Genomic DNA, 15,264 nt, shown 5'->3' with positions numbered 1-15,264 from the left:
GCCTTCTGCCGCCTCCCGGCCGTGTGTCTCCCGGCCGTGTGTCTCCCGGCCGTGTGTCTCCCGGCCGTGTGCAGGGTTGCGTGAGGGTAATCAGGAACGAGCGCACGGATCTCGCCGAAGCCGGGCAAGGTGCAGGGTGCAGGCCGGGCGTCTCAAGGACCCGCGCAGCGGGGACGGATGGGCCCCGGAACGCAGGAAAGCCCCGCACCATAAGGTGCGGGGCTTTCCCACAATGATTGTTCGGCGGCGTCCTACTCTCCCACAGGGTCCCCCCTGCAGTACCATCGGCGCTGAAAGGCTTAGCTTCCGGGTTCGGAATGTAACCGGGCGTTTCCCTAACGCAATGACCACCGAAACACTATGAAGTTAACCAACCCGGCAAAAACACAGGTCGTTACTTCAGAACCTACACAGTGGACGCGAGCAACTGAGGACAAGCCCTCGGCCTATTAGTACCAGTCAACTCCACCCGTTACCAGGCTTCCATATCTGGCCTATCAACCCAGTCGTCTACTGGGAGCCTTAACCCCTCAAAGGGGGTGGGAGTACTCATCTCGAAGCAGGCTTCCCGCTTAGATGCTTTCAGCGGTTATCCTTTCCGAACGTAGCCAACCAGCCATGCCCTTGGCAGGACAACTGGCACACCAGAGGTTCGTCCGTCCCGGTCCTCTCGTACTAGGGACAGCCCTTCTCAATACTCCTACGCGCACAGCGGATAGGGACCGAACTGTCTCACGACGTTCTAAACCCAGCTCGCGTACCGCTTTAATGGGCGAACAGCCCAACCCTTGGGACCGACTCCAGCCCCAGGATGCGACGAGCCGACATCGAGGTGCCAAACCATCCCGTCGATATGGACTCTTGGGGAAGATCAGCCTGTTATCCCCGGGGTACCTTTTATCCGTTGAGCGACGGCGCTTCCACAAGCCACCGCCGGATCACTAGTCCCTACTTTCGTACCTGCTCGACCCGTCAGTCTCACAGTCAAGCTCCCTTGTGCACTTACACTCAACACCTGATTGCCAACCAGGCTGAGGGAACCTTTGGGCGCCTCCGTTACTCTTTAGGAGGCAACCGCCCCAGTTAAACTACCCACCAGACACTGTCCCTGATCCGGATCACGGACCCAGGTTAGACATCCAGCACGACCAGAGTGGTATTTCAACAATGACTCCACAACCACTGGCGTGGCTGCTTCAAAGTCTCCCACCTATCCTACACAAGCCGAACCGAACACCAATATCAAGCTATAGTAAAGGTCCCGGGGTCTTTCCGTCCTGCTGCGCGAAACGAGCATCTTTACTCGTAATGCAATTTCACCGGGCCTATGGTTGAGACAGTCGAGAAGTCGTTACGCCATTCGTGCAGGTCGGAACTTACCCGACAAGGAATTTCGCTACCTTAGGATGGTTATAGTTACCACCGCCGTTTACTGGCGCTTAAGTTCTCAGCTTCGCCACACCGAAATGTGACTAACCGGTCCCCTTAACGTTCCAGCACCGGGCAGGCGTCAGTCCGTATACATCGCCTTACGGCTTCGCACGGACCTGTGTTTTTAGTAAACAGTCGCTTCTCGCTGGTCTCTGCGGCCACCACCAGCTCAGAGTGCAAGACTCATCACCAGCAATGGCCCCCCTTCTCCCGAAGTTACGGGGGCATTTTGCCGAGTTCCTTAACCATAGTTCACCCGAACGCCTCGGTATTCTCTACCTGACCACCTGAGTCGGTTTAGGGTACGGGCCGCCATGAAACTCGCTAGAGGCTTTTCTCGACAGCATAGGATCATCCACTTCACCACAATCGGCTCGGCATCAGGTCTCAGCCTTAACGTGTGACGGATTTACCTACCACACGGCCTACACCCTTACCCCGGGACAACCACCGCCCGGGCTGGACTACCTTCCTGCGTCACCCCATCGCTTACCTACTACCACCTTGGATCGGCGGCTCCACCACGTCCCTTTGTCCGAAGACTCCAGGCCGGCTTCACGGCCTTAGCATTAATGGATTCGATACTGGGCGTTTCAAAGCGGGTACCGGAATATCAACCGGTTGTCCATCGACTACGCCTGTCGGCCTCGCCTTAGGTCCCGACTTACCCTGGGCAGATCAGCTTGACCCAGGAACCCTTAGTCAATCGGCGCACACGTTTCCCACGTGTGTATCGCTACTCATGCCTGCATTCTCACTCGTGAACCGTCCACAACTCGTTTCCACGGCTGCTTCACCCGGCACACGACGCTCCCCTACCCATCACAGCCTCCGTTGGGAGTATTACTGCAATGACACGACTTCGGCGGTGTGCTTGAGCCCCGCTACATTGTCGGCGCGGAATCACTTGACCAGTGAGCTATTACGCACTCTTTCAAGGGTGGCTGCTTCTAAGCCAACCTCCTGGTTGTCTCTGCGACTCCACATCCTTTCCCACTTAGCACACGCTTAGGGGCCTTAGTCGATGCTCTGGGCTGTTTCCCTCTCGACCATGGAGCTTATCCCCCACAGTCTCACTGCCGCGCTCTCACTTACCGGCATTCGGAGTTTGGCTAAGGTCAGTAACCCGGTAGGGCCCATCGCCTATCCAGTGCTCTACCTCCGGCAAGAAACACACGACGCTGCACCTAAATGCATTTCGGGGAGAACCAGCTATCACGGAGTTTGATTGGCCTTTCACCCCTAACCACAGGTCATCCCCCAGGTTTTCAACCCTGGTGGGTTCGGTCCTCCACGAAGTCTTACCTCCGCTTCAACCTGCCCATGGCTAGATCACTCCGCTTCGGGTCTTGGGCACGCTACTCAACGCCCTATTCGGACTCGCTTTCGCTACGGCTTCCCCACACGGGTTAACCTCGCAACATACCGCAAACTCGCAGGCTCATTCTTCAAAAGGCACGCAGTCACGACTGCATGTGCAAGCACATACAGCGACGCTCCCACGGCTTGTAGGCACACGGTTTCAGGTACTATTTCACTCCGCTCCCGCGGTACTTTTCACCATTCCCTCACGGTACTATCCGCTATCGGTCACCAGGGAATATTTAGGCTTAACGGGTGGTCCCGCCAGATTCACACGGGATTTCTCGGGCCCCGTGCTACTTGGGTGGTTCTCAAACGAGCCGCTAATGTTTCAGCTACGGGGGTCTTACCCTCTACGCCGGACCTTTCGCATGTCCTTCGCCTACATCAACGGTTTCTGACTCGTCTCACAGCCGGCAGACTGCAAAAGAGAACTCCCACAACCCCAACCACGCAACCCCTGCCGGGTATCACACGTGACTGGTTTGGCCTCATCCGGTTTCGCTCGCCACTACTCCCGGAATCACGGTTGTTTTCTCTTCCTGCGGGTACTGAGATGTTTCACTTCCCCGCGTTCCCTCCACACTGCCTATGTGTTCAGCAGCGGGTGACAGCCCATGACGACTGCCGGGTTTCCCCATTCGGACACCCCCGGATCAAAGCTTGGTTGACAGCTCCCCGGGGCCTATCGTGGCCTCCCACGTCCTTCATCGGTTCCTGGTGCCAAGGCATCCACCGTGCGCCCTTAAAAACTTGGCCACAGATGCTCGCGTCCACTGTGCAGTTCTCAAGCAACGACCAGCCACCCACCACCCCAACCCGAAGGCTGAGTTCACTGGGGCCGGCATCGCGAAGGTCCAGACTCAACGGTCCGTACCCTCAGATACCCAACAACGTGCCCGGCCCACTCCATCAATCCCCACGTTCCACGCCGAAGCAGTACTAGTGACAACCAACCGAGTGTGCCGAATAGTCAACGTTCCACCCATGAGCAACCAGCATCAGACATTCGCTGATGTACTGGCCTCTGACCCGGACAAGTCCGAGTAAGAAGTGCTCCTTAGAAAGGAGGTGATCCAGCCGCACCTTCCGGTACGGCTACCTTGTTACGACTTCGTCCCAATCGCCAGTCCCACCTTCGACGATTCCCTCCCACAAGGGGTTGGGCCACCGGCTTCGGGTGTTACCGACTTTCGTGACGTGACGGGCGGTGTGTACAAGGCCCGGGAACGTATTCACCGCAGCAATGCTGATCTGCGATTACTAGCAACTCCGACTTCATGGGGTCGAGTTGCAGACCCCAATCCGAACTGAGACCGGCTTTTTGAGATTCGCTCCACCTCGCGGTATCGCAGCTCATTGTACCGGCCATTGTAGCACGTGTGCAGCCCAAGACATAAGGGGCATGATGACTTGACGTCGTCCCCACCTTCCTCCGAGTTGACCCCGGCAGTCTCCTGTGAGTCCCCATCACCCCGAAGGGCATGCTGGCAACACAGAACAAGGGTTGCGCTCGTTGCGGGACTTAACCCAACATCTCACGACACGAGCTGACGACAGCCATGCACCACCTGTACACCGACCACAAGGGGGCGCCTGTCTCCAGACGTTTCCGGTGTATGTCAAGCCTTGGTAAGGTTCTTCGCGTTGCGTCGAATTAAGCCACATGCTCCGCTGCTTGTGCGGGCCCCCGTCAATTCCTTTGAGTTTTAGCCTTGCGGCCGTACTCCCCAGGCGGGGAACTTAATGCGTTAGCTGCGGCACGGACGACGTGGAATGTCGCCCACACCTAGTTCCCAACGTTTACGGCGTGGACTACCAGGGTATCTAATCCTGTTCGCTCCCCACGCTTTCGCTCCTCAGCGTCAGTATCGGCCCAGAGATCCGCCTTCGCCACCGGTGTTCCTCCTGATATCTGCGCATTTCACCGCTACACCAGGAATTCCGATCTCCCCTACCGAACTCTAGCCTGCCCGTATCGAATGCAGACCCGGGGTTAAGCCCCGGGCTTTCACATCCGACGTGACAAGCCGCCTACGAGCTCTTTACGCCCAATAATTCCGGACAACGCTTGCGCCCTACGTATTACCGCGGCTGCTGGCACGTAGTTAGCCGGCGCTTCTTCTGCAGGTACCGTCACTCTCGCTTCTTCCCTGCTGAAAGAGGTTTACAACCCGAAGGCCGTCATCCCTCACGCGGCGTCGCTGCATCAGGCTTTCGCCCATTGTGCAATATTCCCCACTGCTGCCTCCCGTAGGAGTCTGGGCCGTGTCTCAGTCCCAGTGTGGCCGGTCGCCCTCTCAGGCCGGCTACCCGTCGTCGCCTTGGTAGGCCATCACCCCACCAACAAGCTGATAGGCCGCGGGCTCATCCTTCACCGCCGGAGCTTTCCACCACCAGACCATGCGGTCGGTAGTCGTATCCGGTATTAGACCCCGTTTCCAGGGCTTGTCCCAGAGTGAAGGGCAGATTGCCCACGTGTTACTCACCCGTTCGCCACTAATCCCCTCCCGAAGGAGGTTCATCGTTCGACTTGCATGTGTTAAGCACGCCGCCAGCGTTCGTCCTGAGCCAGGATCAAACTCTCCGTGAATGTTTACCGGTAATCCGGTGAACACACACGAGAGCGGAACAACCAGACGGAATAAGTCCGGTCGTTCACAGCATCCTCGCTGTGTGTGCCACCCCGACCGCATGGGCCGTGGTGGACTTTTTCAAAGGAACCTCATCTCCCGGAAGTTTCCGGTCGACGGGGTATCAACATATCTGGCGTTGACTTTTGGCACGCTGTTGAGTTCTCAAGGAACGGACGCTTCCTTTGTTCCTGTTTCACCAGGATCTCCGGGCGCTTCCCTTCGGTCTTGCGTTTCCGACTCTATCAGATCCTTGCGGGCCCGATTTTCGCCGGTGCGTTTCCGCCTTTCGGCTTCTTCGCGTTTCCAACCTTACCAGATCCGTTTCCGTCTCCGGCCCCGTGTTGGAGCGGGTCGGCCGTCCGGCTTTCGCTTTCCGGCCTTTCCGACTCTAGCAGACCCGATTTCGTTCCGTTGCCGGTCCGAATTCGTTTCCGATTCCCCGTCGGAGGGGGTTCGCCTGGGGTGCGACTTCTTGCGTTGCCGCGCCTTTCGGCGTGATCACTACTTTAGCGGAATTCCTCGTTGACGCATAATCACGTCACGGTCGAATTTCGGCATGCCGAAATTGGTCCCGGTGAGGGGCCGTGCAGTAGTGGTGTGCCGCTGTTGCGGCGGGATGGCTGCCTGGTGCCTGTCGGCTCCGTGGCAACTCGAAAAACCTACACGATCCTATGAGTGCGGCACGACTCGGGGGGGGCCCCATGTCTTTGGCCAAGAGGAACGGGGGGGGCGTGGGGTCGGCGAGCCGGGCGGCAGGGCGGGGTGGCCGACCTGGTGTGGGATGACGTGAAGTGCTTCTTCGACCTTGGCTTGATGGGGTCTTTGCCAGATGTGCGTGTCCCGATTGCCTCCGTGGAGGACTGGCAGGAGGTCCTCGATCCAGTCGAGGAGAGGGGCCGGACGTGCCAGTACTCCGAAGGAGAGACGGTGCTTCCGGTGCCCCGGGCGAAGGCCGTGCTGTCCCGCCCGGGCGAAGGCCATGCTGTCCCGCCCGGCGGATGCCGAGTGTCCGGACCTGCGGGTCTGGCCGACTGCAGATGAGTTGGCGATCTTCCGGTTCCATGCCGACGATGAAGTCGACTTCGGCGTCGATCCGCGGGAGTTGCAGGGCCAGAGCAACTTGATGTGTTCTGCGGCTTCCTCCGGGAGATCGGACCGGCGGGACCGATGGCCAGAAGGCGGGCTTCGCGGGCGAGGCTGCGCAGGCCGCGCCCGCGCGTGCGGAGTGCGTGACGAAGAACGAGGCGTAAGAACGAGCGGCTTCCTGCCCGTCGTCCTGCTACACGGCCTCTCCGGAACGCGCGTGGGTGCTGGAGCCCCGTCCTCGGGCACCTGGTGGCCAAGCGGCGTCCGGCCGGTCGCGACCGACGGGAGCCGCAGGCCGACTCCTTCTCTATGCGCGGCGCCAGTTGAGCAGCAGGACGCCGACCGCCGTGTGCAGAGTCGTTGCGGCCACCCCGTCGCGCAGCTGCGTGGAGAGGCCGAGGAGAAAGCTGTGAATCATGGCGGTCACCCCGTCGACGTCGGCGTCGGCATCGAGTTCGCCCGCGGCGATGCCTCGCTCCACGTAGGCCCTGATGCGCACCCGGTCGGCTTCACGCCGTGCCGCCACGGTCGCGCGCACTGCGGCGTGCTCCTCTCCTGGTGCCCGCATCGTGCCGGACAGGGCGATGAGACAGCCGGTGGGGTGGGACGAGTCGGCCTGCATGTCGATCGAGCGGTGCAGCAGGCCGGCCACGGCCTCTCGCGGGCTGACCGTTTCGTCCTCGGTGATGTCGATCGTGCCGCCCGGCCCCTTCATGTAGTGCTCGACGACCTGCTTGAACAGCCCTTCTTTCGAGCCGAAGGCGCCGTACAGGCTCGCGGAGGACAGCTCGGTGGCGGCTCGCAGCTGTGCCAGCGAGGTCGCTTCGTAACCCTGCTCCCAGAACAGCAGCATCGCGGCCTCTAGTACGGCCTCCATATCGAAGGCGCGGGGACGGCCGGCTGGTGGCATATGGACCTCCTGCATCACAAGACGAGCGTTCCGGCAGGGGGAGCGCTTCCCTGCCTCCCATATTGGACCAACTGCTCCACAAAGCACCAAGTGCCGAAGTGTCCGCACGTCGACGGCGCACAGTAATGCTGATCACTTATGGATCAATCGATCTGAAATCGCTTGACCGGCACGCCGAGTCAAGGCAAGTATTCCGGCATGAACGATCCAGAATTCAGCCAAGACGGGGCCGTCGTCCGCTCCCCGCTGAGCCGCGCGATAGTGCTGTTGCTGGCGGTGACGTGCGGCGCGGCGGTCGCGAACATCTATTACGCGCAGCCGTTGCTGCCCGTTATCTCCAAGGCGCTGGGTGTCTCCGAGGGGGCCGGAGGCCTGATCGTCACCTCCTCGCAGATCGGCTACGCGCTCTCGCTGGCGCTGCTGGTCCCTCTGGGTGATGTGCTGGAACGGCGCCGGCTGGTGAGCGGGCTGCTCGCCCTGAGCGCTGTCGCTCTCCTCGGTGCGGCGGCCTCCCCCTCGCTGGGTGCGCTGTACGCCTCGGTCGCGCTTGTCGGGGGGACCTCCGCCGTGGCGCAGATCGTCGTGCCGATGGCCGCCTCTTTGGCCGGCGATCATGAACGCGGCGCGGTGGTGGGCACGGTCATGAGCGGCCTGCTCATCGGCATCATGCTCGCGCGGACGGTTGCCGGGGTGCTGGCCGAATTCGGGGACTGGCGGCTGGTGTTCGTCTTCGCGGCGGGCGTCATGGTGGTGCTGGCGATCACCCTGCGCCTGGTGCTGCCTCTCGTACCGCCGGCCGCGAAGACGCCCTATCCCCGGCTGCTGCACTCGGTGGTGACTCTGGTGCGCACCGAGTCGCTGCTGCGCAGGCGCATGGCTCTGGCCGCGGTCGGCATGGGCGGCTTCACGGTCCTGTGGACCGCCTCATCGTTCCTGCTGGCCGGCCCCACCTACGGGTACGGTCCGGCGATCATCGGCCTGTTCGGTCTGGTCGGGGTCGTCGGGGCCGCCGCCGCGTCGGTGGCCGGCCGGCTGGCGGACCGCGGTCACGCCCGCCAGGTGACGACCGGCGGACTGATCGTACTGACGGGCAGCTGGGGCGTGCTTGCCCTCGCCGGCCGCGGAGGCCCGCTCGGTCTGAGCGCGCTGATGGTCGGCATCGTGGCGCTCAACCTGGCACAGCAGGCACTGCTGATCAGCCACCAGAGCGTCCTGTACCGCCGCATCCCGCACGCGCGCAGCCGGGTCACCACAGCGCTCATGGTCTCCGCCTTCGCCGGCAGCACTGTTACTTCCGCACTGACAGCCGCGCTGTATCCGCTCGTGGGCTGGGCAGGGGTCTCCGCGCTCGGAGCGGTGATCGCGCTGATCGGCCTCGCGATCTGGTCCCTGGAACTGCTCCGCCCGAGCCCCGCGGAACCGCTCGCCGATCCGTCGGCGGACGAAAACGTCCACGCGGCCCGTACCTCTGGCGCACACGCGGACCGCACCTACGCACACGCCGAGGAGACCGCTCGTGCCTGAGATCCGCCGAGTGGCGACCCTGGACGACTACCAGCGCACGGCACACCGGCACGCCGCCTGGGATTCCCTGCCCGAAGCCGCCCATCTCACCTACTTCTTCGAGCACTTGGGCAGCCCCGAGGAGGTGATCGCCGCGCTGGAGCCGTCCGATGTGGTCGTAGCCATGCGCGAGCGCACCCCCTTCCCCGCCGACGTGCTCGACAGGCTGCCGAACCTGCGCCTGCTGGTGACCACGGGCCCCGCCAACGCGGCCATCAACACGGCCGCGGCCGCGCGACAGGGAATCCTGGTGTCCGGCACCCGCGCCACAGGGCTGGCCTCGACGGCCGAGCTGACATGGGGACTCCTGCACGCCCTGTCCCGCTCGCTCCCCGCCGAGGACCGCAACCTACGCGAGGGCACTTGGCAGCAGACCGTGGGTCGCGGCCTGAACGGCCCCCGCCTGGGGGCGTCATCGGACTGGGCGGCGTGGGAAGTCGCGTGGCCCAGGTCGGAGTCGCCTTCGGCATGGACGTCGTCGCCTGGAGCACTCACCTCGGTCCCGGGCACGCAAAAGCACTGGGCGTCACCCCCGTCAGCAAACGGGAACTGCTGACCACCTCGGACGTCGTGACGCTCCATGTCCGGCTCTCCCCTCGCACCGTCGGCCTCATCGGTACCCGCGAACTCGCCCTCATGCGGCCGGACGCGCTACTGATCAACACCTCCCGCGCACCCGTCGTCGACGAGGAGGCCCTGCCGGCCGCGCTGCACACCGGAACGTTGGGCGGAGCCGCCCTGGACGTCCACTTCACCGAGCCGCTGCCCACCGATTCGCCGTGGCGCGACGCTCCGCGAACCGTCCTCACCCCACGCCTGGGCTACGTCACCGCCGACGCCTACGAGATCTTCTACCGCGACGCACTCGGCGACATCCTCGCCTACGCCGCCGGCGAACCGGTCCGCCTCCTCACGCCATGAGCGGACCACGCCTCAACACCCCCACACACGAACAAGGAAAGGGACCCACCATGACCACCAGCGGGCAGACCACCACCGCCCACCCGCAGCACGAGCCCACCGACGATTCCGGGGGCCGCCTGCCGAATCTGTGGACGCGGACCCTGGGTGACCTCACCCTCACCTATGTCCCCGACGCCGGCGTCCACATGATCCCCACCCGGGTCTATCCCACCTCCGCCGACAAGGACTGGACGGACCACGGTCCCCACATGACGGACGCGGGCCACCTGGCCATGGGATGCGGCGCGCTGCTCGTCGAGCGTCGCGGGAAGCGCCTGCTCCTGGACGCCGGCCACGGCCGGATCTCGGGCGAGGACCCCGAACACTTCCAACACGGCTTCGACCACGTACAGAACCTGCCCGATCATCTGAAAGGCCTGGGCGTCGACCCGGCCACTCTGGAGACGGTCGCCTTCACCCACCTGCACGACGACCACACGGGATGGGCCCGGCCGGACGCCGTCGACGACCCGCGCAGCCTGTTCCCCCACGCGCGCTGGGTCGTCGGGGAAGGAGAACTGCAGGGCCTGAACCCCGCCTCCGGCCCACGGCTCGCCGGACAAAGCGAACGGACCACAGCTGTCGCCGACGGAACAGAGATCGCCGAGGGAGTACGCGCCTGGGCGCTGCCCGGGCACACCACCGGGCACACGGCCTGGATCCTCGACACCGGTGACGGCCGCCGGATCGTGGCCTTCGGCGACGCCCTGCACTCACCCGTCCAGATCCAGCATCCCGACTGGGAAGTCGTCCTCGACCACCACCGTGCCCAGGCCGAGCACTCACGTCGCCGGCTCGTGGAATTCCTGGCCCAGGGCGACGTCTTCGGCTTCGGCGTGCACTTCGCCGACCAGCAACTCGGCACCGTCGACGACACCGGCCACTGGCGCCCTTGGCAGGACGAGACAGACAACCGGTAGGCCTCCCACCCGCAGCGGCCTCGGCATGAAGCGCGAAGGGGAGGCCGCCGGCTTCATGGGCGAGAGCCGGCCCCCGCTTTCGCAGGAGTTCTGGCCTCGCCTGACGGCTCCAGAGGTGCCACGCCGGTAATGAGCACCGTGTGACTGGGCCAGACCTTCAGCTCAAGCGTCATCCGAGCGTCAAGATCTCTGTGCGACACCCTGACAGCGTCGCCGAAGCAGTCACTACTGGGCCGCGGACCCGCAGGTCAGGGCACCTCCAGCAACCAATCGGTCCGCTCGGCCCGTTCCGCGGAGGGAAACTGGTCGAGCCCCCACCCAAGCCACAAACCCACAGGTCAGGCGCCCTTGGCCGCCTTCTCCAGCACCACGACGCACTCCACGTGATGCGTCATCGGAAACAGATCAAACGCCCGCATCCGCCGCGGGGCGTACCCCGCCTCCGCGAAGTACTTGAGGTCGCGGGCGAGGGCTGCCGGGTCGCAGGCGACGTAGGCGATGCGGCGCGGGGTGAGGGAGGCGAGGTGGGTGACGGTCTTTTTGCCGGCGCCGGCGCGGGGCGGGTCGAGGACGACGAGGTCGACGTCGGTGATGCCGGTGCGGGGGAGGATCGCCTCGACCTTGCCGTGTTCGATGCGTACCCGGTCGAGGTCCTGGAGGTTGTGGCGGGCGTCCTCGACTGCGCGCTTGCCGGACTCGATGCCGAGGACCGCGCCCTTGTCGCCGACGCGTTCGGCGAGGGCGCCCGCGAAGAGGCCGACGCCACAGTAGAGGTCGAGGGCCATATCGCCCTTCTTGGGCATCAGGCCCTGCATGACGGCCTCGACGAGGAGGTCGGCGGCCTTCGGGTGGACCTGCCAGAAGCCGCCGTTGCCGACCCGCCAGGTGCGGTCGGCGGCGCGCTCGCGGACGAAGGGGCGACCGTGCACGCGGTGGACGCCGCCGTCCTTCTCGCCGATCCGCAGGACGGAGACCGGCTTGTCGAGTTCGACGATGGGGAGGCGGCCGCCGGGGCGGGGGGTGAGGATGACCTGGCGGTCGTTCGAGCCGGTGGCGGCGATCGCCTCGACGGTCGCCATCTGCGGCCACTCGCGCTTCTCGATGCCGAGTTCGGAGACACCCGGGGCGGCGATCATGCAGTGGGTGACCGGCTCGACGTCGTGCGAGCGGTGCTTGCGCAGGCCCGCGTGGCCGTCGGCGTCGACGGCGTACTGGACGCGGGTGCGCCAGGCGGGGACCTCGCCCTTGGCGACCTTGTCACCCGGGGCGGGCTCGACCGTGCCGTCCCAGTGGGCGTCGTCCGGCGACAGTCCGGCCAGTCGTTCCAGCTGTTCGGCGATGACCGACGCCTTCAGGCGGCGCTGTGCGCCGGGAGCGGCGTGCTGCCAGTCGCAGCCGCCGCACTTCCCGGGGCCGGAGAAGGGGCAGGGGGCTTCGACCCGGTCCTTGGAGGGGGTGAGGATCTCCACCGCGTCGGTACGCAGGAAGCGCGCGCCCTCCTCGCCGTCGGTGACGCGGGCGATCACCCGCTCACCGGGCAGGGCGTGCCGCACGAAGAGGACCTGGCCCTCGTCGGTGCGGGCGATGCAGTGGCCGCCGTGTGCGACCGGGCCGACCTCGACCTCGTACTCCTCGCCGACCAGCGATTTCTTCGGTTCTGCCTGCATGGCGGGAGGACTCCTGTGGTGGGTGGTGCGGGGCGAGACGGGGCAGTACGGGGCGATACGGCGCGCGGTACGGCCGGGTTTACGGCCAGAGGTACGGCGGGATGCCGACCGTCAAGTCTACGTCCCACCGTGTCATGCCCCGGCCCCGTGCTGCGCCCGGGCCGGGCGGGGCGGCCGGGCGGGGCGGGGCGGCCGGGCGGGGCGGCCGGGTGGGGCCGTCCTGCGGACTGCGGACCGCTCCCTCGTCGGGGATGCGGCCCGTCGTTGGATCGCGCGCCTCACGTCGGGACGCGCGGCCCGCCGTCGGGTCGCGCACCTCCTCGGGGCGTGCCGCCCACCACTGGATCGCGCGCCCCGCCGCGGCTGCGGCCCACCACTCCTCGACGTGGCGTCCCGCTGCCCGTACCGCGCCCCAGTGGGCCGCTGCCGTACAGCGCCGCCCCGGTGCCGCTGCCGTAGAACGCCGCCCCGGTGTCCTGTCGGGGCGGCGGCGCCCCTACTTCTTGGTGGGCGCCTTTTCCTTCTTCGGCTGGGAGACCGGGCCGCGGCGGACCGCACCCGGGGCGTTCCACTCGGCGCGCTTGCGGGCGCGCAGCTTGGCGGCCTCGGAGGAGTCCAGCTGCCAGGGCACGGAGGTGACCATGACGCCGGGGGTGAAGAGGAGGCGGCCCTTGAGGCGCAGCGCGGACTGGTTGTGGAGAAGGTGCTCGTACCAGTGGCCGACGACGTATTCGGGGATGTAGACGGAGACGGCGTCGCGCGGGCTCTCCCGGCGCAGCGACTTGACGTAGTCGATGATCGGCCGGGTGATCTCGCGGTACGGGGAGGCCAGGACCTTCAGCGGCACCTCGATGCCGCGGCGCTCCCACTCCTCCCGCAGGGCCTTGGTGTCAGCCTGGTCGACATCCACGCTGACCGCTTCGAGGCTGTCGGAGCGCATCAGCTTGGCGTAGTTCAGGGCGCGCAGGGTGGGCTTGTGCACCTTGGAGACCAGGACGAGGGAGTGCACCCGGGAGGGGCGGACCACATCGTCGTCGGGGGTCTCCTCGGCTGCGATCTCGTCGGCGACCCGGTCGTAGTGGCGGCGGATCGCGGACATCGTCACAAAGAAGATGACCATGCCGAGCAGCGCCACCCACGCGCCGTGGGTGAACTTCGTCAGGAGGACGACGACCAGGACCAGGCCGGTGAAGAAGGCGCCGAAGGCATTGATGGCGCGCGAGCGGTGCATCCGGCGGCGCTTGGCCGGGTCGGTCTCCGAACGCAGATGGCGGTTCCAGTGACGGACCATGCCGATCTGGCTGAGCGTGAAGGAGACGAACACGCCGACGATGTAGAGCTGGATGAGCCGGGTGGAGTCCGCGCCGTAGAGGTAGACGAGGACCACGGCGGCGCCGGCCAGCAGGACGATGCCGTTGGAGAACGCCAGGCGGTCGCCGCGGGTGTGCAGCTGGCGCGGCAGATAGCGGTCCTGGGCGAGGATCGAGCCGAGCAGCGGGAAGCCGTTGTAGGCGGTGTTGGCGGCGAGGAACAGCACCAGCGCGGTGGCGGCGGCCAGGATGACGAAGAGGAAGCTGCCCTTGCCGAAGACCGCCTCGGCCACCTGCGAGATGACCGGGTTCTGGGTGTAGCCGGGGCCGATCGGCTTGCCGTTCTGGAGCAGGTCCGTGGCGGGGACCTCCGCCATCCGGACGTGGGTGGCCATGGCCAGGCCGATGATGCCGCAGAACATGGTGACGGCCAGACCGCCCATGAGGGCCAGGGTGGTCGCGGCGTTCTTGGACTTCGGCTTGCGGAAGGCCGGGACGCCGTTGGAGATCGCCTCGACACCGGTCAGCGCGGCACAGCCGGAAGAGAAGGCGCGCAGCAGGAGGAAGACCAGCGCGAAGCCGGCCAGGCCACCCTGTTCCGCGTGGATGGTGAAGTCGGCGGTGGGGGCCTTCATGGTGTCGCCCAGGGCGACGCCGCGGATCAGACCCCAGGCGATCATGATGAAAACGCCGGCCACGAAGACGTAGGTCGGGATCGCGAAGAGCTTGCCCGATTCCTTGACGCCGCGCAGGTTCATCAGCGTGAGCAGCACGATGATGGCGATCGCGCACAGGGTCTTGTGCTGGACGACGAACGGGATCGCGGAGCCCAGGTTCTCCACCCCGGAGGAGATGGAGACCGCGACGGTCAGCACATAGTCGACAAGCAGTGCGCTGGCGACCGTGAGGCCGGCCTTGGGGCCGAGGTTGGTGTTGGCGACCTCGTAGTCACCGCCGCCGCTCGGGTAGGCGTGCACGTTCTGCCGGTACGACGCGACGACGGTGAACATCAGCACCACGACCGCGACCGCGATCCAGGGGCTGAAGTGGTACGCAGACACACCCGCGACAGACAGGACGAGCAGCACCTCGCCCGGCGCATAGGCCACGGAGGAGAGCGGGTCGGAGGCGAAGACGGGGAGTGCGATGCGCTTGGGAAGCAGGGTCTCCCCGAGCTTGTCGCTGCGCAGTGCGCGCCCGATCAAGATCCGTTTGGGCACGTCGGTCAGTTTGGACACGCAGAGGATGCTAAGCCTTCGTCAAGGTCTGCGCCCACCCGCTACCGGATCGGGTGGCATCGGCGGAGCCCGCGCCGCGGCGAGCGGGGCGCGTCCGCCCTGCTGAGGGGCGCATCGCCGCCGTTCGCCTCCACAGGATTCGCACGTCACGCGCACGGGGCGGCCGCGGAACCCGGTT

The 15,264-nt window shown here is 65.2% G+C and carries 5 protein-coding genes, 3 rRNA genes and 2 pseudogenes; 4 read left to right on the top strand and 6 right to left on the bottom strand.

The features are described from left to right. Positions 1-238: 238 nt before the first annotated feature. The 3 genes from rrf to ABR737_RS34225 form a co-directional block, all read right to left on the bottom strand. Positions 239-355: ribosomal RNA gene (rrf, locus tag ABR737_RS34235) — 5S ribosomal RNA — on the bottom strand. Between the two features lie 74 nt (positions 356-429). Beyond that, positions 430-3,552: ribosomal RNA gene (locus tag ABR737_RS34230) — 23S ribosomal RNA — on the bottom strand. Between the two features lie 305 nt (positions 3,553-3,857). Beyond that, positions 3,858-5,386 (bottom strand): 16S ribosomal RNA (locus ABR737_RS34225). The 16S, 23S and 5S rRNA genes sit together here, the layout of an rRNA operon. An 805-nt stretch (positions 5,387-6,191) precedes the next feature. On the opposite strand from ABR737_RS34225, the pseudogene ABR737_RS34220 reads away from it, so the two are divergent. After that, positions 6,192-6,584 (top strand): annotated as a pseudogene (locus ABR737_RS34220) (hypothetical protein); the annotation flags it as partial. 238 nt (positions 6,585-6,822) lie between these two features. On the opposite strand, the gene ABR737_RS34215 reads toward ABR737_RS34220, so the two are convergent. Further along, complete coding sequence (locus ABR737_RS34215; RefSeq protein WP_350254837.1) at positions 6,823-7,425, bottom strand: TetR/AcrR family transcriptional regulator; 603 nt, start codon at positions 7,423-7,425, stop codon at positions 6,823-6,825. Positions 7,426-7,623: 198 nt separating this feature from the next. On the opposite strand from ABR737_RS34215, the gene ABR737_RS34210 reads away from it, so the two are divergent. From ABR737_RS34210 to ABR737_RS34195, 3 genes and pseudogenes are all read left to right on the top strand, one after another. After that, positions 7,624-8,949 (top strand): MFS transporter, encoded by a 1,326-nt coding sequence (locus tag ABR737_RS34210; RefSeq protein ID WP_350254835.1) that lies wholly within the window; start codon positions 7,624-7,626, stop codon positions 8,947-8,949. Further along, positions 8,942-9,909, top strand: a pseudogene (locus ABR737_RS44015) (D-2-hydroxyacid dehydrogenase family protein). Before ABR737_RS34210 ends, ABR737_RS44015 begins: the two are co-directional and overlap by 8 nt. Positions 9,910-9,959: 50 nt before the next feature. Then, on the top strand, positions 9,960-10,871 hold the full coding sequence (locus ABR737_RS34195; RefSeq protein WP_350254831.1) for an MBL fold metallo-hydrolase: 912 nt from the start codon (positions 9,960-9,962) through the stop codon (positions 10,869-10,871). A 338-nt stretch (positions 10,872-11,209) separates the two neighbouring features. On the opposite strand, the gene ABR737_RS34190 is transcribed toward ABR737_RS34195, so the two are convergent. Further along, a complete protein-coding gene (locus ABR737_RS34190) occupies positions 11,210-12,538 on the bottom strand; it encodes a class I SAM-dependent RNA methyltransferase (protein WP_350254829.1) in 1,329 nt (442 codons plus the stop codon). A gap of 496 nt (positions 12,539-13,034) precedes the next feature. Then, positions 13,035-15,086: an APC family permease gene (locus tag ABR737_RS34185; RefSeq protein ID WP_350254828.1), complete on the bottom strand. Its 2,052-nt coding sequence runs from the start codon at positions 15,084-15,086 to the stop codon at positions 13,035-13,037. Between the last annotated feature and the right edge of the window lie 178 nt (positions 15,087-15,264).

The organism is Streptomyces sp. Edi2, from assembly GCF_040253635.1.
GTDB lineage: Bacteria > Actinomycetota > Actinomycetes > Streptomycetales > Streptomycetaceae > Streptomyces.
The sequence above is the reverse complement of the archived record's forward strand: the minus strand, read 5'-3'. Positions and strand labels throughout refer to the sequence as shown.

What these genes read in the sequence shown, in the direction of transcription:
- ABR737_RS34190 (WP_350254829.1), bottom strand. Translation starts at nt 12,538, where the DNA reads ATGCAGGCAGAACCGAAGAAATCGCTGGTCGGCGAGGAGTACGAGGTC.
- ABR737_RS34210 (WP_350254835.1), top strand. Translation starts at nt 7,624, where the DNA reads ATGAACGATCCAGAATTCAGCCAAGACGGGGCCGTCGTCCGCTCCCCG.
- ABR737_RS34195 (WP_350254831.1), top strand. Translation starts at nt 9,960, where the DNA reads ATGACCACCAGCGGGCAGACCACCACCGCCCACCCGCAGCACGAGCCC.
- ABR737_RS34215 (WP_350254837.1), bottom strand. Translation starts at nt 7,425, where the DNA reads ATGCCACCAGCCGGCCGTCCCCGCGCCTTCGATATGGAGGCCGTACTA.